Origin of the sequence: Pseudomonas sp. VS40 (assembly GCF_018587885.1) — a bacterium.
GTDB lineage: Bacteria > Pseudomonadota > Gammaproteobacteria > Pseudomonadales > Pseudomonadaceae > Aquipseudomonas > Aquipseudomonas pergaminensis.
The window spans coordinates 1-18952 of sequence record NZ_JAGYWD010000002.1; the positions used below are offsets into that span (position 1 = coordinate 1).

The window sequence follows — 18952 nt, forward strand, 5'->3', positions numbered from 1 at the left end:
GATTACATCGAGATGTTCTACAACGTAAAACGCCGCCATGGTTTCAACAATCAGCTGTCACCGGTAGAGTTTGAAAAGCGTTACGCAATGAGCTTGCAAGGTGTCTAGAGAATCCGGGGCGATTCAATTTGTGCCACGACGAAGCTCTAGTGTGGGAGCTGTCGAGCCCCAGAGAGGCTGCGAAGGCGGCGGCACTGCTGGCATTTTTATCGCCTGACCCACCGCTTTCGCAGCCTCGCTAAAGCTCGACAGCTCCCACAGGGGATCGGTGGTGTGGGTGGGATTTGTGCCACGACGAAGCACTAGTGTGGGAGCTGTCGAGCCCCAGCGAGGCTGCGAAGGCGGCGGCACTGCTGGCATTTTTATCGCCTGACCCACCGCCTTCACAGCCTCGCTAAAGCTCGACAGCTCCCACAGGGGATTGGTTGTGTGGGTGCAGTTTGTGCCACGACGAAGCTCTAGTGTGGGAGCTGTCGAGCCCCAGCGAGGCTGCGAAGGCGGCGGCACTGCTGGCATTTTTATCGCCTGACCCACCGCTTTCGCAGCCTCGCTAAAGCTCGACAGCTCCCACAAGGGATCGGTTGTGTGGGTGGGATTTGTGCCACGACGAAGCACTCGTGTGGGAGCTGTCGAGCTCTGGCGAGGCTGCGAAGGCGGCGGCACTGCTGGCATTTTTATCGCCGGAACCACCGCTTTCGCAGCCTCGCTAAAGCTCGACAGCTCCCACAAGGGGATCGGCTGTGTTGGCAGACATGACCGCCAAAAGCGCCAACAGAGGGCTCGGTGTTCTTTACAGGTCTTTAACCAACCGCAATGCATCATAGATCGCTGCATGGGTATTGCGCGCGGCTACTGCATCGCCGATCCGGAACAGTTGGAAGCGGCCGTTAGGGTTGGTCACGATGTTCTGCGGGTTCCCGGCAATCAAGTCGTGTTGCTCCACGGCCCCACCATTGCTGGAATGCGCGCGCAGGTCGAAGTACAGGTCGTCCAGGGGGAGGGTGCCGTGGTTGACCACCACTTGATCGACCACCCGCTGCTTGTGCACCTTGCCGTAGTCGCTGCCAAAGCTGACGAGCAGCCGACCGTCGTGTTTCTCCACCGTTTCGACCCGGTAGGTCACGGTAAAGGTCACGTGCAGGTCTTGCAGGCTGCGCATGTAGGGCACCAGGTTCATGGCCATGACTTCCGGGGCGAACGCGCGGTCCGGGGTGACGATTTCGACGCTGGCGCCACTCTGCGCGATCACCTCGGCGGCTTGCAGGGCGGCATGGTCGCCGGCGTCATCGAATATCAGCACGTGGCGCCCCGGCTTGACGTCGCCGGAAATGATGTCCCAGGTCGAGACCACCAGCTCATTCCCCTGGGCCAGCACCTCGGTGTGCGGCATGCCGCCGGTGGCGACAATCACCACGTCCGGCTCATGGGACAGCACTGTCTCGGCTTCGGCCCAGGTGTTGAAGTGGAACCGAACGCCGAGGCGCTCGCACTGGGCCATGCGCCAATCGATGATGCCGATCATCTCGCGACGCCGCTCACTCAATGCCGTCAGGCGGATCTGCCCACCGGGCCGGTCGGCGGCCTCCAGCACGGTGACGTCGTGACCACGCTCTCCGGCCACCCGCGCCGCTTCCAGCCCGGCCGGGCCCGTGCCGATTATCAGCACCTTGCGCTTCACCGCCGCCTTGGGAATGTCATGGTGCATGCTGGTTTCGCGGCCGGTCGCCGGGTTGTGGATGCAGTAGGCCGCGCCGCCCTGGTAGATACGGTCCAGGCAGTAATTGGCGCCGACGCAGGGCCGAATGTCTTCTTCGCGGCGCTCGATGATCTTGCGCACGATATGCGGGTCGGTCATGTGGGCGCGGGTCATGCCGACCATGTCCACCTTGCCCGAGGCAATGGCATAACGCGCGGTGGCGACATCCGGGATTTTTGCCGCATGGAAAGTGGGAAACCCGGTGGACGCGCGAATCTCGCCGGCAAAATCCAGGTGCGGCGAGTTGCGCATGCCCTGGATAGGAATCACATCGGTGAGGCCCGCATCCGTGTCGATATGTCCACGTACCACATTGAGGAAATCCACCAGCCCGCTGTCCTTGAGCATGTGCGACACCTGCAAGCCTTCGTTGGCAGTAAACCCGCCCGGCAAGGCTTCGTCGCCGGTGTAGCGCACGCCCAACAGAAAGTGTTCCCCGACCCGCTGGCGAATGCCGCGCAGGATATCGAAGGTAAACCGCATGCGGTTCTCCAGCGAGCCGCCGTACGGGCCGTCGAGGTCATTGGTGAGCGGCGACCAGAACTGGTCCATCAAATGCCCGTAGGCTTGCAGTTCCAGGCCATCCAACCCGGCCGCCTGCATGCGCTCGGCGGCGTCGACGTAGTCCTTGATGATCCGCTCGATGTCCCAGTCTTCCATCTTCTTCGGGAAGGAGCGGTGTGAGGCTTCGCGACGGTGCGACGGCGAAACCACCGGCAGCCAATCCGCCTTGTCCCAGCGTGTGCGACGACCCAGGTGCGTCAGCTGGATCATCACGGCCGCGCCGTGTTCGTGGCACTCATCCGTCAGGTCCTTCAGCCAGCCGACTACCTCGTCCTTGTAAGCCAGCACGTTATTGAACACCGGCGGGCTGTCACGCGATACCGCGGCAGAGCCTGCAGTCATGGTCAAGGCCACGCCGGCCTTGGCACGTTCGACGTGGTACGCGCGGTACAACGCCTGCGGCATGCCGTCCACCGGGTAGGCCGGTTCGTGGGCGGTGGTCATGATCCGATTGCGCAGAGTCAGGTGCTTGATCGTGTAGGGCTGCAGCAGGGGATCGCTGGACATCGGGGTGTGCTCCGTCGTGGGCATCATCAGGCTGGGCGATTTGAAATTAGGGTAAATGTACATAGGTGTCAATAATAGACGACACGTATGTACATTTCTATTGCGAGGCCCGGAAGTCGTCGCTAAGATCGCCTTCACCCCCTAGGAGGACGCCTGATGACTACTCAAATGCGCTATCGGAAAAAAGCCTGTGCCTACCTGCTCGGCCTTGCGCTGGGTGCCAGTGCTGCACTGACCCATGCGGAGCAAAAACCACCGGTACGCATCGGTTGGGTGAACTGGTCCGATACGGAAATCACCGTCAAGCTCGCCAGTACCGCGTTGCAGGAGCACCTCAAGCAACCGGTCAAGCTGGTGATGGCCGACATTGGCATCCAGTTCCAGGCACTGGCCAACGGCAACATTGACCTGATCCCGATGGTCTGGCTGCCCAGCACCCACAAGGCGTTCTATGACAAGTACAAAGACAGCCTCGAAGACCTCGGCGTGCTGTATGAAGGGCGAATCGGCATGGCTGTACCCACTTCGGTGCCGGTGGCGGAAGTGGCCAGCGTGGAAGACCTGAACAAGCCCGGGATCCGCGAAAAGTTCGACGGCAAGATCTTTACCTCCGAAGTCGGCAACGGCCAGTACAAGCTCACCGTCAAGGCGATTGAGGATTACAAGCTGAGGGGCTACAAACTGGTGGGGTCTTCGGAAAGCGGCATGCTCAACGAGCTGGACCGCAACCTCAAGCGCAACAAGTGGTCATTGGTCAACGCTTGGAGCCCGCACTGGATGTTCTCCAAATGGTCGCTGCGCTACCTGGACGATCCCAAGCAGATTTTCGGCGGCGCGGAGCAGATCCACGCCATGGCCCGTAAAGGCTTCAGCCAGGAACACCCCGAGGTGGCGTACTTCTTTGCGCATTTCTCCATCCCTCAGGCCGACCTCGAAGCGCTGATGATGCAGGCGCGGGAGAGTACGGCAGACAAGGCGGTGGCGGCGTATTACGCGGCGAACAAGGTGCGTTTTGAGGGGATGTTCAAGCCGGGGGTGGTTTCCCGGTAGGCATAGCCTTCTGCTCAAGGTTTCCGAGCCATTGTGGTGAGCGGGCTTGTCCCTCGCCCTACGATATCAGGCATATGAATAGCCGCCACGCGCTGCGCGCAGCGAATCGCGAACGGCATCGGTGCGCAACTGAAGTGTCATCTGCGCCTCGTCGATCACGATTTCTGCGACGATCAACACGCAGATCAGCGGCGCGGTCACGAACCAATGGCACCAGCATTGCGTCGCCAGTGACACGAAAACGCCGATGATCCACAGCGCCAGCATCCACTTTGGCGCGCGCTGTTGCAGCGGCACCCAGAACCTTTGCAGCCGTTTCAGGCGGGCCGTGTGCAGTCGCAGCGACTCTTCGAGGAGTGCGAGGTGACATAACGGTCGATGGCCGAAAGCTGTTCGGCCGTGAGCGGCGTTGCAATCGCCGGGGGCGCCGGCATCAGCAAAAGGCTAGTCGCAAGAGTTCGGAGCACGGAAACCTCTAAAACGTTGTCGCTGTTTTGGGAGGCGCCAGTGTGCACAAGGGGGGTGGAGTTTTACGGGGGGTTCGATGGAGGGGGCGTGGAGCCGATGGGAACGCAATCACAGGGGTTTGATGAATTTCACATACACCTGCTCAGGGTCGTGGTCGTCCAGGTTGTCGATCTGCCCGCTCGGCACGAATCCAGCCTTTGCAAACAACGCCTGGGCTGCGGTGTTTGACGCATTGGTCGAAGCAAACAGCTTGGGCGTCTTGCATGCCGCCTGCGCCGCCGCCAGCAACCGCAGCGCCACACCTTGACGCTGATGCGCCGGCGACACGACGACCAGCGCCACAAAGCCATGATCGAAAAAGTCATGGGTCAGCACCAGGTAACCGGCGCATCGGCCGGCGATGTCGACGGCAACCAGGCATTGTTGGCGAACCACGGCGTCATGGATGAACACGCGGCGATGGGTGTGGGCGGTTGCGTAGGCGTCCAGTTCGATCAGGGCACGCACGTCGTCGGGTGTGGCTTGGCGAATGGGATCTTTCGCGTAGTTGCTGTCGTTAGGCATTGCAAGCGTCCTGCCAATGTTGGAGTACTGCTTTGACAGAGCCTACTCCATGGGTTGCTGACCTGGAAACACCATTCCTTTCCAAAGTTGCCTTCTGGTTTTTGCCCGGCCTAATGTCGATATCAGACCAACTCCTGCCGCTCCCAGGCTATTTTTGATGAACTCAGGCCGCGTAAGGTGACCCATCATTAAGAAATGATGATCGCCTGACTCTTCAGTCAGTACACCTTGACGTCGATCACCGAGAACAACAAAAACAATGAATAGCCTGAATTCCAACGATTCCAACGGCCAGTTGGCGCAAGGCTTCAAGCCACGTCATGTGACCATGCTTTCCATTGCAGGCATTATCGGCGCGGGGTTGTTTGTCGGTTCCGGGCATGCGATTGCGGCGGCGGGGCCGGCGGTGCTGCTGGCTTATCTGTTCTCTGGCACGCTGGTGGTGCTGGTCATGCGCATGCTCGGGGAGATGGCGGTGGCCAACCCCGATACCGGATCTTTCTCGACCTATGCCGACCAGGCCATTGGGCGCTGGGCCGGCTTCACCATCGGTTGGTTGTACTGGTGGTTCTGGGTGCTGGTGATCCCTATCGAGGCCCTGGCCGCCGGGCATATCCTCAACCAGTGGTTCCCGCAGATCGACGCTTGGCTGTTTGCCTTGTTGTCGATCTTTTTGTTGGTGGTCACCAATCTGTTCAGCGTGTCCAAGTACGGCGAGTTCGAGTTCTGGTTCGCCATGGCCAAGGTGATCGCGATCATCGGCTTCATCGGCTTGGGCTTTGCGGTGCTGATGGGTTGGATTCCCGAGCGTGAGGTCAGTGGGTTGAGCCGGTTGATGGAGGAACACGGCGGTTTCGCGCCCAACGGACTGTCGGCGGTGGTTGGGGCCTTTATCACCATCATGTTCAGTTTTATCGGCACTGAGGCGGTCACCATCGCGGCGGCCGAATCCAGTAACCCGGCGCAGAACATCGCCCGGGCCACGCGCTCGGTGATGTGGCGCATTGGTGTGTTCTACCTGTTGTCGATCTTCGTGGTGATTTCCGTAGTGCCGTGGAATGACCCGTTGCTTGCCTCGGTAGGTTCTTATCAGCGCGCCCTGGAGCTGATGAACATTCCCCACGCCAAGCTGCTGGTTGATGGGGTGGTGTTGATCGCTGTGGCCAGTTGTATGAACTCCTCCATCTACATTGCCTCGCGCATGCTGTTTTCCCTGGGCAAGCGCGGGGATGCCCCCACGTTGATGAAGAAGACCTCGGCGGCCAGCGTGCCGAGGGCCGCGGTGATTGCCAGCACCATCCTGGGCGCGGGCGTGACCTTGTTCAGTTACTTCGCGCCGGCCGGGTTGTTCCAGTTTCTGCTGGCCAGTTCGGGCGCCATTGCCTTGCTGGTGTACCTGGTGATCGCCGTGTCGCAGTTGCGCATGCGCAAGATCCTGCGACAGCGCAACGTCACGCTCACCTTCCAGATGTGGCTGTTTCCCTGGCTGACCTGGCTGGTCATTGCGTTCATCTGTGCCGCATTGACGGTGATGCTGGTCACGCCTGAACACCGTTTTGAAGTGTCATCGACCATCGGCCTGGCCCTGATGATTTCCCTGGTCGGCTTGCTCACCGCGCGGCAACCCGAACGCACGCAAAATCCAGTGGCCGCAGCCTCACCGCCATGAGTGGCCGCCCCGTAAGCAGCATCGTGTTCTTGCTGCTGGACCAGTTCACCCTGATGTCACTGGCCTCGGCGGTCGAGCCCTTGCGCATGGCCAACCAGCTCTCGGGTCAGGAACTCTACAAATGGCACACCGCGAGCCCGGACGGCAATCCCGTGTGGGCCAGTGACGGCGTGCCCATCACGCCGGACGGTTCGATTCTCAGCGTGCCGTCCGCCGACATTGTGATTGTCTGCGGTGGCATCGGCATCCAGGGCACCGTGACGGGTGAGCTGGTCAAGTGGTTGCGCAGCCAGGCGCGTTACGCCAAGCGACTGGGCGGTATCTGTACCGGTAGCTTTGTGTTGGCACGCGCCGGTTTGCTGGATGGCTATGAATGCAGCGTGCACTGGGAATGGTTGGCGACCATGCAGGAGGCCTTTCCTCGTGTGACGGTCAGTTCCAGCCTGTTCAGCCTCGACCGGGACCGTCTCACCAGCTCGGGCGGCACGGCGCCGTTGGACATGATGTTGCACCTGATCGGCCGGGATCACGGGCATGAGTTGTCGGCGGCCATCTCCGACATGTTTGTGTACGAGCGCATCCGCAACGAGCAGGACCATCAGCGCGTGCCGCTCAAGCACATGCTCGGCACCCAGCAGCCCAAGCTGCAGGAAATCGTCGCGTTGATGGAGGCCAACCTGGAGGAACCGATCAACCTGGATGAGCTGGCTGCGTATGTCGCGTTGTCGCGTCGCCAGCTTGAGCGCATGTTCCAGAAATACCTGCACTGTTCGCCGTCGCGCTACTACCTCAGGCTGCGGCTGATCCGGGCGCGGCAGTTGCTCAAGCAGACACCCATTTCCATCGTGGAGCTGGCCGTGCTCTGCGGCTTTGTGTCCACGCCGCACTTCTCCAAGTGCTACCGCGAATACTTCGGTGTACCGCCCAGCGACGAGCGCTCCGTCACCGACAGTGAGCGAACCATCGTGCTCAAGCCGGTGATGCATGCGTTGCCTACGCCCGCGCCCATGAACGTATTGGAGCAGGCGCGGGGAGAGGCAACGTTTGCCAGCGTGAAAAACCTGAAGCCCTGACCTCAGCGCATGTGCAGGATGATCGGGCTGCTGCTCGCCGGGTCAGTGTGCCCGCGCAGCTTGCCCACTGCCTTCGCATCGACCGCGCCACCGTTATTGCCCCAGGTGCTGCGCACGTAACTCAGTACATCGGCGATTTCCGCGTCGGACAATTGCTCACGGAAGGCCGGCATACGGTAGGCATCCGGCACGCCGGCCGCTACCACGCGTTGCGAGCCGTTGAGGGTGATGTTGATCGCCGAGGCGCTTTCTTTCGCCAGTGCTGACGTGGCGCCGGCCAGGGGCGGCATCCACTCGGGCTGGCCCTTGCCGTCGAGACCATGGCAAGAGGCGCAGCGGGTGGCATAGGTATGGGCGCCGGGGGCGTCTTGAACCGCCGCCACTGCCTGATATTGCCAGGGTGTGCCGTCACGCTGTGGGTCGCCAGGCAATGACTTGAGATAGCGGGCGATAGCGGCCAGGTCGTCGTCCTGCATGAATTGCGTGGAGTTGTTGAAAGCCTCGGTCATCGAACCGTAGACCACCGCATGGGCGTTGCGCCCGGTCTTGAGGAACTGCACGATCTGCGGCTCGGTCCACCGACCCAAGCCGGTGTTGGGGTCCTGGCGCAGACTCGGCGCATACCAGCCGTCGAGCAGCGCGCCGGCAAGGAACGGCGCGCCGGATTCGTCCAGGGCTTTCTCGTTGAACGCCAGCCCGCGCGGCGTGTGACAACTGCCGCAGTGGCCGGGGCCTTGGACGATGTAGGCGCCACGGTTCCACAGGGCGTCCTGATTGGGCTTGGCCGCGTAAGTCGCGGTGGGCGCGAACACGCCGTTCCACAGGGCGATGGGCCAGCGCATGTTCAGCGGCCAGGGAATATCACTGGGAATATTCGGTTGGTTGGCCGGTTTTATGCCCTGCATGAAAAACGCGTACAGCGCTTTGATGTCGTCATCGCTGAGTTTCACGTAGGACGGGTAGGGCATGGCCGGGTACAACCGGCGGCCGCCGGGTGCTACGCCATGGCGCACCGCACGGTCAAAATCGGCCAGGCTGTAAGTGCCGATCCCTGTCTGCTTGTCCGGCGTGATGTTGGTGGCGTGGATAGCCCCCAGCGGTGTAGCCATTTCCAGGCCACCGGCGAACGGCGCCTTGCCCGCCAGACTGTGGCAGGCCACGCAGTCGCTGAGGCGGGCGACATATTCGCCACGGCTGACCAAGGCGGACTCGAAGGGGGCGGCGGCCTGCGCCTGTTCGAACGGTGTAGCAGGCTCACGGGTGACGTACCAGGCCAGCAGGCCTGCCGCGACCAGGCAGGGCAGCGCCAGCCAGCCTGCGGTTCTTGCGAATCGACGGTTGTTCATGGGCGTTTCCTGAAGGTCAGCTGAAGGTGTGTCGGCTCATTGGCAGGCTGCGAACACGCTGGCCCGTCAACTGCGCCACCGCATTGGCCACGGCCGGTGCCACGGCCGGCAACGGCGGCTCGCCGATACCGCCCATCTTTTCGCCACTTTCAACCACCCGTACATGCACCCGCGCCATTTGCGCAGGCGCCAGGATCGGGTAAAGGTCGTAGTTGCGCGCCCGGGGCTTGCCATCCACGTACACCGCTTCTTCCAGCAAGGTCTGGGACAAGCCCAACGCCACGGCGCCATTGACCTGCGCTTCGACAATCGCCGGGTTGACGATGCTGCCTGGGTCGATGGCCTGCCAGATATCGTGCACCCTGACCTTGCCATTCTCGATGGACACTTCGGCGATCGCCGCCGTATGGGAGCCGAACGGCGAGGCCATGGCCACACCGCGTGCGCGCCGGCTGCCGTCTTCGGCGGTGAAAGGGCCGCGCTTCCAGCCGCCGGACAACTCAACCGCCGCTTGCAGCAAGGTGGTCAGCCGTGGGTTGTCGCGCAGCAGGTGCAGGCGCAACTCATAGGGGTCATGTTTGCCCTTGTCCGCGAGCTCGTCGAGGAACGACTCGTAGAAAAAGTCATTCAGCGAATTGCCCACCGAACGCCAGTAGCCGAGCATGGGCGCGCCTTTGACGTAGATCTGCGCGATGCGTTTGTTGGGGATTGCATAGGACTTGCCCGACAACCCTTCGACCGCCGTGGGGTCGATCTTGTCGCCCTGTTTGCCGGCGAGGGCTTCGGTCGGGCCTTCGGTGGCGCTCACCGCTTCGATGGCCACCGGCAGGCCTTTATCATCCAGACCGGCGCGGAACTTGACCACCGCCACCGGGCGCAATACATCGCGCAGGAACTCTTCCTCACGACTCCAGATCAGCTTGACCGGACGGCCCACCGCCTTGGCCAGCGCGATGGCCTGCGGGTAGGGGTTGGCCGAGTCATACAGGAAATGCCGGCCGAAAAAACCGCCGAGCAACGGCGAGTGCAGATTGATCTGCGCAGGGTCCAGGCCGGTGCGCTTGGCGATATCGCCGCGGAACATGTCCGGCGCCTGGTTGGGCAACCAGATATCCAGGGTGCCGTCGGGGTTGAAGCGTGCCAGGGCGGAGGGTGGCTCCAACTGGCCGTGGTTGAGGTACTGGTTGTGGTACGTCGCTTCTACCTGGGTCTTGGCGCCTTTGAGCGCGGCGGCCACGTCGCCTTCGTTCTCGTCATCACGGGCCGGCCCTTGCTGGGCGGCGAGGAACTCGAAGTGCTTGTCGCTGGAAAAATCCGCCGGCATGACCCGCAGTGCCGAGTCGGCAGCCGCTTCCTGCCAGTCGACCTGGATTGCTTCTACCGCACGCTTGGCGTGCCACCAGCGCTCAGCCACCACGGCCACCGCGCCGGGCAGCACGTGCACCGAATGCACGCCTTTCATCCCTTCGACCTGCGACTGATTGCGCAGGCTGCCCACGGTCATGCCCAGGCGTGGCGCATGCTGTACCGCGGCGTGGAGCATGTTGTCGACTTTCAGGTCGATGCTGTAGAGCGCCTTGCCGGTGGATTTATCGTAGGCGTCCAGGCGTTTGACTGGCTTGCCGATCCAGCGGAACTGGCTCGGGTCGCGCAGGATGATGCTGGCCGGGTCGGGCACTGGCATGTCCAGGGCGCGACCGGCCAGCTCACCGTAGCCCAGCGACCGGCCGGACGCCGCGTGCACCACGCGACCCGGCTGGGTGGTCAGTTCGCTTACCGGCACGCCCAACTGCTGGGCGCCGGCCTGCAGCAGCATCGCGCGGGCGAGGGCGCCCAGGCGGCGCATGGTCGGGTAGCTCATGCGCACCGACATGCTGCCGCCGGTGATGCGCATACCGTTTTCCATCACCACGTAGGCTTCGCCGGGCGGTGCGGCCTCGACGATGAATGTGGCGGGGTCGGCGTCCAGCTCTTCACCGACAATCTGCGCCATGGCGGTGTGCGTGCCTTGCCCGCCTTCCATGAAGGGGCTGAGCAGGCGCACCGTGCCGTCCGGACGAATCTCCAGGAAGGCCGGCACCTGGGTGCCGCGTTCGGCGGTGGTGGCGGCTTGTACCCGGCCCGAGCCCAGTGGCAGGCCAAAACCAATGACCAGCGCACCCACGGCCGTACTCGCCAGAAAGCGGCGGCGCGACAGGTTCACCGGTGCATCGAGCAGTTCGTTGATGAGGTTCATCAGACACCCCCCTGCTTGGCCAGGTCGTCGACGGCCGCGTGGATGGCGTTATAGGTGCCGCAGCGGCACAGGTTGATCATTGCCGCGTCGATCTGCGCCTTGCTGGGCGCCGGAGTGTGCTTGAGCAGCGCCGTGGCCGCCATCACCTGCCCGGACTGGCAGTAACCGCATTGCGCCACCTGATGCTCGACCCAGGTCGCGACCACACGCTTGCCCACTTCATCGGTTTCAATCGCTTCGATGGTGGTGATTTCGCGCCCGACCACCCCAGCCACCGGCGTGACGCAGGAGCGCACCACATTGCCGTCCACCAATACTGAGCACGCGCCGCACTGGGCCAGGCCGCAGCCATATTTGGTACCCGTCAGGCCCAAGTCATCGCGGATCACCCACAGCAATGGCGTGTCCGCGTCGGCATCCACCTGATAGGCCTTTTGGTTGATTCGTAATTCCATGGCTCACCTGCTGATCGACGGTAGGTGCGGCCTGTTTTAGTGATGAACGCAGTGGCCGCTTATCGTCGAACTCTAGACCAGTGCGCCAGGGCTATCTATCCATTAGTCGCCAAGTCGGAGGATTGGGCAAGTATTCAACAGGATTGTGCGACTACGACTCAGCCGTTGGCCGCACGAAGTCCTCCTCGAAGTGCTCATGCTCACCCCGCGCATCACCCTGGCGTCGCAGTACTTCCATCTGCCGCAGTTCCACCCGCCGAATTTTCCCGGAGATGGTCTTGGGCAGTTCGGTGACGAACTCGATACGTCGCACCCGCTTGTAGGGCGCCAGATGCTCACGGGCGAAGGCGAGAATGTGTTGGGCCAACTCCGCGCTGCCCGGTTCGTCGTGGGCCAGGATCAGGAACGCCTTGGGCACGGCCAGGCGTAACGGGTCGGGGCTTGGCACCACGGCCACTTCCATGACGGCCGGGTGTTCGATCAAGGCGCTTTCCAGCTCGAACGGACTGATGCGGTAGTCGGAAGCCTTGAACACATCGTCGGCGCGACCGACGAAGGTGATGTAGCCGTCGGCGTCGATCTGCGCGGTGTCGCCGGTGCGGTAGTAACCGTCACGCATGACCTCGGCGGTTTTTTCCGGGCTGTCTTCATAGCACAGCATCAGGCCGAGCGGGCGTACGTCCAGGGGCAGGGCGACTTCGCCCTCAGTGCCGGGACAGCCATCGGGATCAAGCAGGGCCACTTGATAGCCCGGCAGCGGGCGGCCCATGGAACCTGGCTTGAGCACCTGCCCGGGGGTGTTGCCCACCAGGGCAGTGGTTTCCGATTGGCCAAAACCGTCGCGCAGCGGCAGGCCCCAGGCGTGTTGGATCTGCTCGATGATTTCCGGGTTCAACGGCTCACCGGCGCCGACCAGTTCGCGCAGGCTCAAGCGCGGTTTGTAGCTGGCGAGGTCTTCCTGGATCAGCATGCGCCACACCGTAGGCGGCGCGCACAGGCTGGTCACGCCATAGCGTTCCAGCGCACTGAGCAAGGCCGGTGCGCTGAACCGCGCGACGTTATGGATAAAGATGCACGCCCCGGCATTCCACGGCGCGAACAGGCAACTCCAGGCATGCTTGGCCCAGCCGGGCGATGAGATGTTCAGGTGCAGGTCGCCTGGTTGCAGGCCGATCCAGTACATGGTCGACAGGTGGCCTACCGGGTAGCTCTGATGGCTGTGCAGCACCATCTTCGGCTTGGACGTGGTGCCCGAGGTGAAGTACAGCAGCATCGGGTCGGTGGCCAAGGTTCGGCCTTCGGCCTCGAAGTGTTCGGGGTATTCAAAGGCAGCGCTGTGCGAAACCCATCCGGCAGGCGCCGAGCCCACGCAGATACGGCTGCAACCCTCCGCCAGGCCGGCGAATTTGTGCACATGCGCATCGCCGACCACCACATGGCGAACCTGCCCGCGTTCGATGCGGTCACGCAGGTCATCCGGGTTCAGCAGGGCGGTGGCGGGGATGACCACTGCGCCGATCTTGAAGGCCGCGAGCATGGTGTCCCACAACGCCACATCGTTGCCGAGCATCAACAGCACACGATCACCCCGGTGTACGCCAAGGGCACGCAAGTGGTTGGCCACCTGGTTGGAGCGCCTGGCCAATTGCTGGAAGCTGTAGCGCTGCTCGCTGCCGTCCTCTTCGACGATCCACAGCGCATTCGCCGCATTGCCCTCGGCCATGGCGTCGAAATAATCCAGGGCCCAGTTGAATTCGCCCAGCTGCGGCCAACGGAAATCCCGTACGGCGGTGGCGTAGTCGGTGCGGTGAGCGAGCAGAAAATCCCGAGCGGCCAGGAAGGGCTGGGTCATGGTGGCTGTCCTTAATTATTGTTGTGGGACTTGCCCCCGGCTGAACCGAGAGGCTGGACCGAGTATAGGCACGCATAAATCAGAGCAGAACGCTCAAAAACACCGGTGCGTTGTGCAAAAAAGTCATGGGTGTGCACCGGCGCGGTAGCGTGATTGACGATCAAGACGTAAAAGTCCAATATGGAATTATAAGTACAAAAGCACCGCTGCTCTCTCTTTCTTCAGGCTTGCCAAAACCAACAACAACTTGCGAGAACATCCTCATGAAGAAACGCGCCCTCATTACCGCCCTGGCCTTTGGCCTGCTTGCGTCCAGCCACTTGGTGGCCGCCGAGAAAACCCTGCGCATTGGCATCGAGGCGGCTTACCCGCCCTTTGCGTCCAAGACCCAGGAAGGCAAGATCGTCGGGTTCGACTACGACATCGGCAATGCGCTGTGCGCGCAAATGAAGGTCAAGTGCGTATGGGTAGAAGGCGAGTTCGATGGCCTGATTCCTTCCCTCAAGGTGAAGAAAATCGACATGGCATTGTCGTCCATGACCATCAACGAAGACCGTAAGAAGTCGGTGGACTTCACCCACAAGTACTACTTCACCTCATCGCGCCTGGTGATGAAGGACGGCGCGATGGTCGATGACCAGTACGCCAGCCTCAAGGGCAAGACAGTCGGCGTGCAACGCGCCACCACCACGGATCGTTACGCCACCGAGGTGTTCGAGCCCAAGGGCATCAACGTCAAGCGCTACAGCAATAACGAAGAGATCTACATGGACCTGGCTGCCGGGCGGCTGGATGCGATCTTTGCCGACACCATTCCCCTGAACGACTTTTTGCAAATGCCACGGGGCAAGGGCTATGCGTTTGTCGGCCCGGAACTCAAGGACCCGAAATACGTGGGCGAGGGTGCCGGGATTGCCGTGCGCAAGGGCAATACCGAGTTGGTCAGCGAGTTGAACGCGGCGATCGACGGCATCCGCGCCAGTGGTGAGTACCAGAAGATTTCGCAGCAGTACTTCAAGTCCGACATCTACGGCGACTGAGAGGTCTACGCGGACTAAATGTGGGAGCGGGCTTGCTCGCGAATGCGGTGGCTCAGTTGGCCTATCGGGTGGCTGACACTCCGCATTCGCGAGCAAACCCGCTCCCACACTTGTCCGGCGGTATTTCCAGCCGTACCGATCAGCCCTTCAGTTCTTTCAAATGCTTGTAGACCGTCGCCCGCCCCATGCCCAGCACATTGGCCACATAGTTCGAGGCGCTCTTGCCCTTGAATGCCCCCTCGGCGTGCAGTGCCAGCACCAGCTCACGCTTGTGGTCACGGGTCAGCAGGTTGAGGCTCAACTGACGCTCGCGCATCCACGCATGCAGAAACGTATTGATACGCTCCTGCCAGTCATCGCGAAACAGCGCGTCCGGTTGCGGGATCAGTTTGCTCGGCGACAGGAACAGGTCCAGCGCCGCCTTGGCGTTTTCAAACAGCGAGATATTCAGGTTGATGCACAGCACCGCTAGCCGGCGGCCTTTGTGGTCGTGCAGCACGGTGCTCAGGCTGCGAATTTTCTGACCGTCCCAGTTAAGCTTTTCGTACGGGCCAATATTCACTTCGCTGACGTCAGCGTCGAGCATGTCTTCCAGTGCCGAGTCATCACCAATGCTGCGCTTGGACAGGTTGTTGGCGATGTAATCGACTTTTTGTGAACGCAGGTCATGCAACACCGCTTCGGCGTGAGGGAAGAACAGGGTGGCGATGGCGTCGGCCATCGCGCGGAAGTTCTGCATGACCTTGTCTTGTTCAGCGGTGTTCATCAATGCGGCTCCAGGCGGGCAGGGGAGAGCATACCAGCGTCGAGGCCGAACTGCGTCAGTGCCTCCGGCAGCGGCGCGCCACGCACCAAGGCCGCGCTCGCCTGGCCCATGGCCGGCGAGGTCTGGATGCCGTAGCCGCCCTGTGCCGCCACCCAAAACAGGCCCGGTATCATCGGGTCGAAACCCGAAAGCAGGTCACCGTCGTGCACAAAGCTGCGCAGGCCGGCCCAGGTACGGGTCGGGCGGCGGATGGTCAGGGTGGTGGCTTCTTCGATCTGATAGATGCCCATGGCGATGTCCAGTTCTTCGGGCTGGATATCCTGGGGCTCGACCGGGTCGGCGTTGGCTGGCGAGCCGAGGAACATGCCGGCGTCGGGTTTCATATAGAAGGATTCGTCCAGCGCCACCAGCATCGGCCAGTGATGGCTGTCGACGCCTTCTGGGCCGGCGAAGATGAAGGCCGAGCGCCGCTTGGGTTGCAAGCCGATGGAGGCAGCGCCGGCGAGCCCACCGATATGGTCGGCCCAGGCGCCGGCGGCATTGATGATCACCGGCGCCGTGCAGGTGGCATCCTGGGTGTGCACCTGCCACATGCCGGCGGCGTCGCGGCTCAAGCCGAGCACGTGGCTGTCGGTGCGCACCTCGCCACCGTTACGGCGGATACCGCGCAGGTAGCCCTGGTGCAGGGCATCGGTGTCGATGTCGCTGGCGGTGGGGTCATACAGCGCGCCGTGGACTTTTTCGCGGCGCAGGATCGGCAACTTCGCACAGGCTTCATCGGCACTGAGCAATTCGACCTGGGAGACGGTGGCCTTGGCGTTCAGGTATTGAGCGTTCAACTCGGCCGCATCGCCGAGGAAATCCACGGTCATTTCGCCCCGTGGCGTCAGCAGCGGGTGTTCGCAGAAACCCGTTGGCGGGTTGTCGAAAAACGCCCGGCTGGCCAGGGTTAGCGCGCGCACCTGCGGGGTGCCATAGGCGGCGGAATACAGGGCGGCGGAACGCCCGGTGGAGTGATAGGCCGGGTGGCTTTCACGCTCCAGCACCAGCACCTTGCCGTGCTGCGACAACCAGAAACCGGTGGACGCGCCGGCAATGCCGCCGCCGATGATGATGAAGTCTGCGTGGCTCATAGTTGTCTCCAGAGGGCATGGGCCAGTGCGATGTCTTCCAGGCCCAGGCCGATGGAGCGGAAGAATACGTGGCGGTCGTAGGTCGGGCGCGGCACCTGTTCGCTGAGCAATTCAGGCAGGTCACCGACCACGGTGCGTGGGTCCCAGCCGTGTTGTTCGGCGGCGATCAGCATCTCACCGGCCGAGCCTGGGGTGGTTTGTCGATAGTCGCAGAATACCTGCATCGCGCTGAGACTTTGTGGCGGGACCTCATGGGCACGCGGGGCATTGGTGCTGATCGAGGTGATCAGCGCCGGTTTGCTCAGGCACGCCGGGTCGAGCACCGGCCCGGCCGACGAGGTGCACAGTAGGATCACGTCGGCGTCTTCAACCGCCATGTCGCTGCTGTGCGTGATGACCACCCGAGGGTCCAGGCGCTTGATGCCTGCGGTGGTCTCGGCGCTGGCGTTGGCCAGGCTGGGCGAAAATACGCTGATGCTCTGCCAGTCTCGCAGGTGTCGGGCGTAGTGCAAATGCGCCTGTGCGACCTTGCCACTGCCAATGATCGCCAAACGCCGCGCGGACAAGGGCGCCAGCGCATCCACTGCCAGGGCCGTGGTGGCGGCGGTGCGTGCCGTGGTCAGCTCGGCGGCATCGCACAACAGCACTGGCTGGCCGGTCTGCATCGACATCAGCAAGGTCCAGGCCGTCACCAGCGGTCCTTGCTCGCGCACGATATAGGGCGACGTCTTGACCCCATACACCCCATCCTCGGCCAGCACGCCCAAGTAGTTGATGAAGTCTCCCGCCGCGTGGGGGAATTCTACCCACTGCTGTGCCGGCTGCACCGCTTGTCCGGCCGCCAGGTCTCGGAACAGCTTGCGCAGGATCTGCGGTACATCGACCTGGGCGAGCAGTTCGTGGGCCTGGGCCGAGTGGATCACATGAGGCGAGCTGGACATGGGGGGCTCCGCAGTTAAACTAATTTGTCCATTATGGACTTTTAGTTCTGTCGAGCAATATCCCACTGCAAAAAAGCTGGCGCGATGCGCGCCTCACTTGCCCAAGTGCTGATTCATCAGGTTGTCCAGCACCGGTCCCCGGCTGGCCGCTTGCCATTCGTGAAAGTGCTGGCAGCCCTCTACATTCGCGTCTGCGATATTGCTGCGTGGGTCACAGATCATCGACCAGCGTTGTTGCAGCGACGGGTACTTGATGAAGTCCGCCCGCGTTGGCGGTTGGCAGCCGAGCAAGGCAATGGCGGACATCACGGCAGCGGTGGTTTGAAAGGCGGTGGAGGGGACGATGTTCCAATTCATGATGATCAACACTCCCGCAGGAGAGCCCTTGAGATAGTTCTGCAGCGGCCTGGAGTGGTGTGGCCGCAGGCGCATCCTACGGGCGAATTGGTTCCTCAAAAAGATCCACTTATGATTGATTGGGTAGAGCCATTATGTCGCCGTATAGCGAAACCCCGCGGACAATTTGCCCTTCAAATAACTGACCAACGCGCTCACCGACTTCGGCACATGGGGCGAATACGGTCGGATCAGGTAGATCTCATCGGCGAACGCGCCCTTGAGCGTCCAGTCCTTGAGCACCTGCACCAGCTTGCCGCTGGCCAGGGCGGCATGGGCGCTGAAGTCCGGGAGCAGGGCGATGCCCAGGTGGTTGAGCGCCGAATCGCGCAGGGCCTCGCTGTTATTGGTGGCGAAGCTGCCAGCGATGGGCACGGTGAGGCGCTCAATGTTTTTTGTGCCGCGCTCAAAGGTCCAGGCGGGCTGGTCGGTGCCGCGTGGGTAGAACAGGCAGTTATGCGCGGACAGGTCGCCGGGTTGGCGTGGTTCGCCGTGGCGTTGCAGGTAGTCGCGGGTGGCGACCAATACTGAGCCGGTGTCGCAGAGCTTCCACGCCACATGGGTTTCCGGCACCTGGAAACCATGGCGTACGGCCAGGTCGTAGCCTTCGGCGGCCAGTGAACTGAGGGCGTCGGATACGTCCAGTTGGATGCGCACCTGCGGGTACTGCTGCAAGAACTCCGACAGATGCGGCACCAGTTGCTGACGGGCAAACGCCACCGGCGCGGTGAGGCGCACCAGCCCGCGAATTTCCCCGGCCGAGTCGCGCACCGACGAGAAGCTGCGGGCGATCTGTTCATAGGCGCTGCGCACGTCGCGGGTCAGCGACTGCCCCGCATCGGTGAGCCGTACGCTGCGCGTGGTGCGCGTCACCAGTCGGGTACCGGTGGCCTTCTCCAGGTCGGAAATGCGCTGGCTCACCGCCGACTTGCTCACGCCCAGGCGTGCGGCGGCGGCCGTGTAGGTACCGTGTTCCTCCAGCACTGACAGCCAGTGGATATGGGTCCAGAGCCCTTCGATCTCAGCCTTTTCCATGGGTGTATTGTTCGCTGTTGTGGACAATAAGTTCTGGATTCTGCTCTGGTTTGGAACAAATCGAAAGCCTATCGTGTGCGCCAACGCTACTCACCTGGGAT

The 18952-nt window shown here is 62.2% G+C and carries 17 protein-coding genes; 5 read left to right on the top strand and 12 right to left on the bottom strand.

Annotation, left to right across the window (positions count from 1 at the left end):
- The coding region (locus KHP07_RS05110; RefSeq protein ID WP_146427598.1) for an IS3 family transposase at positions 1 to 108 on the top strand (108 nt) is incomplete at its 5' end.
- A 682-nt stretch (positions 109 to 790) separates the two neighbouring features.
- Here the strand turns inward: KHP07_RS05110 and KHP07_RS05115 are convergent.
- Positions 791 to 2827 carry an NADH:flavin oxidoreductase gene (locus KHP07_RS05115; RefSeq protein WP_214496706.1) on the bottom strand — a complete coding sequence of 679 codons (2037 nt, stop codon included), beginning with the start codon at positions 2825 to 2827 and terminating at the stop codon, positions 791 to 793.
- A gap of 156 nt (positions 2828 to 2983) precedes the next feature.
- Between KHP07_RS05115 and KHP07_RS05120 the strand changes: the two genes are divergently transcribed.
- Positions 2984 to 3877, top strand: a complete 894-nt coding sequence (locus tag KHP07_RS05120; protein ID WP_214496707.1) for a glycine betaine ABC transporter substrate-binding protein — start codon at positions 2984 to 2986, stop codon at positions 3875 to 3877.
- 66 nt (positions 3878 to 3943) lie between these two features.
- Here KHP07_RS05120 and KHP07_RS05125 read toward each other — a convergent pair whose 3' ends face one another.
- Together KHP07_RS05125 and KHP07_RS05130 are read right to left on the bottom strand one after the other, a co-directional pair.
- The gene (locus tag KHP07_RS05125) at positions 3944 to 4219 is read right to left on the bottom strand and encodes a hypothetical protein (RefSeq protein ID WP_214497074.1); all 276 of its coding nucleotides are present in this window, start codon (positions 4217 to 4219) and stop codon (positions 3944 to 3946) included.
- A 234-nt stretch (positions 4220 to 4453) separates the two neighbouring features.
- Positions 4454 to 4909, bottom strand: coding sequence for a GNAT family N-acetyltransferase (locus KHP07_RS05130; RefSeq protein ID WP_214496708.1), 456 nt, complete (start codon positions 4907 to 4909; stop codon positions 4454 to 4456).
- Positions 4910 to 5168: 259 nt separating this feature from the next.
- Here KHP07_RS05130 and gabP point away from each other — a divergent pair, with 259 nt between their 5' ends.
- On the top strand, positions 5169 to 6578 hold the full coding sequence (gene gabP, locus KHP07_RS05135; RefSeq protein ID WP_214496709.1) for a GABA permease: 1410 nt from the start codon (positions 5169 to 5171) through the stop codon (positions 6576 to 6578).
- The gene (gbdR, locus tag KHP07_RS05140; RefSeq protein ID WP_214496710.1) at positions 6575 to 7651 is read left to right on the top strand and encodes a choline metabolism transcriptional regulator GbdR; all 1077 of its coding nucleotides are present in this window, start codon (positions 6575 to 6577) and stop codon (positions 7649 to 7651) included. The genes gabP and gbdR overlap by 4 nt, the downstream gene beginning before the upstream one ends.
- Before the next feature lie 2 nt (positions 7652 to 7653).
- Here gbdR and KHP07_RS05145 read toward each other — a convergent pair whose 3' ends face one another.
- The 4 genes from KHP07_RS05145 to KHP07_RS05160 form a co-directional block, all read right to left on the bottom strand.
- Positions 7654 to 8997 (bottom strand): c-type cytochrome, encoded by a 1344-nt coding sequence (locus KHP07_RS05145; protein ID WP_214496711.1) that lies wholly within the window; start codon positions 8995 to 8997, stop codon positions 7654 to 7656.
- A gap of 16 nt (positions 8998 to 9013) precedes the next feature.
- A complete protein-coding gene (locus tag KHP07_RS05150; protein WP_099491896.1) occupies positions 9014 to 11233 on the bottom strand; it encodes a xanthine dehydrogenase family protein molybdopterin-binding subunit in 2220 nt (739 codons plus the stop codon).
- Positions 11233 to 11688, bottom strand: a complete 456-nt coding sequence (locus KHP07_RS05155) for a (2Fe-2S)-binding protein (protein WP_010211243.1) — start codon at positions 11686 to 11688, stop codon at positions 11233 to 11235. The genes KHP07_RS05150 and KHP07_RS05155 overlap by 1 nt, the downstream gene beginning before the upstream one ends.
- Positions 11689 to 11839: 151 nt before the next feature.
- Positions 11840 to 13540: an AMP-binding protein gene (locus KHP07_RS05160; protein ID WP_214496712.1), complete on the bottom strand. Its 1701-nt coding sequence runs from the start codon at positions 13538 to 13540 to the stop codon at positions 11840 to 11842.
- 263 nt (positions 13541 to 13803) lie between these two features.
- On the opposite strand from KHP07_RS05160, the gene aotJ reads away from it, so the two are divergent.
- The gene (aotJ, locus tag KHP07_RS05165) at positions 13804 to 14580 is read left to right on the top strand and encodes an L-arginine-binding protein AotJ (protein WP_078049124.1); all 777 of its coding nucleotides are present in this window, start codon (positions 13804 to 13806) and stop codon (positions 14578 to 14580) included.
- 139 nt (positions 14581 to 14719) lie between these two features.
- Here the strand turns inward: aotJ and KHP07_RS05170 are convergent, their stop codons facing one another.
- The 5 genes from KHP07_RS05170 to KHP07_RS05190 all read right to left on the bottom strand — a co-directional run bounded on the left by KHP07_RS05170 (position 14720) and on the right by KHP07_RS05190 (position 18851).
- Positions 14720 to 15346 carry a helix-turn-helix transcriptional regulator gene (locus tag KHP07_RS05170; protein ID WP_078049123.1) on the bottom strand — a complete coding sequence of 209 codons (627 nt, stop codon included), beginning with the start codon at positions 15344 to 15346 and terminating at the stop codon, positions 14720 to 14722.
- On the bottom strand, positions 15346 to 16479 hold the full coding sequence (locus tag KHP07_RS05175) for an NAD(P)/FAD-dependent oxidoreductase (protein ID WP_214496713.1): 1134 nt from the start codon (positions 16477 to 16479) through the stop codon (positions 15346 to 15348). The genes KHP07_RS05170 and KHP07_RS05175 overlap by 1 nt, the downstream gene beginning before the upstream one ends.
- Positions 16476 to 17420, bottom strand: a complete 945-nt coding sequence (locus KHP07_RS05180) for an ornithine cyclodeaminase family protein (protein ID WP_214496714.1) — start codon at positions 17418 to 17420, stop codon at positions 16476 to 16478. The genes KHP07_RS05175 and KHP07_RS05180 overlap by 4 nt, the downstream gene beginning before the upstream one ends.
- 93 nt (positions 17421 to 17513) lie before the next feature.
- Positions 17514 to 17777 carry a hypothetical protein gene (locus tag KHP07_RS05185; protein WP_223204463.1) on the bottom strand — a complete coding sequence of 88 codons (264 nt, stop codon included), beginning with the start codon at positions 17775 to 17777 and terminating at the stop codon, positions 17514 to 17516.
- A 132-nt stretch (positions 17778 to 17909) separates the two neighbouring features.
- Positions 17910 to 18851 (bottom strand): LysR family transcriptional regulator, encoded by a 942-nt coding sequence (locus KHP07_RS05190; protein ID WP_078049120.1) that lies wholly within the window; start codon positions 18849 to 18851, stop codon positions 17910 to 17912.
- Between the last annotated feature and the right edge of the window lie 101 nt (positions 18852 to 18952).

Bases quoted from the DNA above. Each gene is read 5' to 3' on its own strand.
- KHP07_RS05115 (WP_214496706.1), bottom strand. From the start codon at position 2,827: ATGTCCAGCGATCCCCTGCTGCAGCCCTACACGATCAAGCACCTGACT.
- KHP07_RS05120 (WP_214496707.1), top strand. From the start codon at position 2,984: ATGACTACTCAAATGCGCTATCGGAAAAAAGCCTGTGCCTACCTGCTC.
- KHP07_RS05130 (WP_214496708.1), bottom strand. From the start codon at position 4,909: ATGCCTAACGACAGCAACTACGCGAAAGATCCCATTCGCCAAGCCACA.
- gabP (WP_214496709.1), top strand. From the start codon at position 5,169: ATGAATAGCCTGAATTCCAACGATTCCAACGGCCAGTTGGCGCAAGGC.
- gbdR (WP_214496710.1), top strand. From the start codon at position 6,575: ATGAGTGGCCGCCCCGTAAGCAGCATCGTGTTCTTGCTGCTGGACCAG.
- KHP07_RS05145 (WP_214496711.1), bottom strand. From the start codon at position 8,997: ATGAACAACCGTCGATTCGCAAGAACCGCAGGCTGGCTGGCGCTGCCC.
- KHP07_RS05150 (WP_099491896.1), bottom strand. From the start codon at position 11,233: ATGAACCTCATCAACGAACTGCTCGATGCACCGGTGAACCTGTCGCGC.
- KHP07_RS05155 (WP_010211243.1), bottom strand. From the start codon at position 11,688: ATGGAATTACGAATCAACCAAAAGGCCTATCAGGTGGATGCCGACGCG.
- KHP07_RS05160 (WP_214496712.1), bottom strand. From the start codon at position 13,540: ATGACCCAGCCCTTCCTGGCCGCTCGGGATTTTCTGCTCGCTCACCGC.
- aotJ (WP_078049124.1), top strand. From the start codon at position 13,804: ATGAAGAAACGCGCCCTCATTACCGCCCTGGCCTTTGGCCTGCTTGCG.
- KHP07_RS05170 (WP_078049123.1), bottom strand. From the start codon at position 15,346: ATGAACACCGCTGAACAAGACAAGGTCATGCAGAACTTCCGCGCGATG.
- KHP07_RS05175 (WP_214496713.1), bottom strand. From the start codon at position 16,479: ATGAGCCACGCAGACTTCATCATCATCGGCGGCGGCATTGCCGGCGCG.
- KHP07_RS05180 (WP_214496714.1), bottom strand. From the start codon at position 17,420: ATGTCCAGCTCGCCTCATGTGATCCACTCGGCCCAGGCCCACGAACTG.
- KHP07_RS05185 (WP_223204463.1), bottom strand. From the start codon at position 17,777: ATGAATTGGAACATCGTCCCCTCCACCGCCTTTCAAACCACCGCTGCC.
- KHP07_RS05190 (WP_078049120.1), bottom strand. From the start codon at position 18,851: ATGGAAAAGGCTGAGATCGAAGGGCTCTGGACCCATATCCACTGGCTG.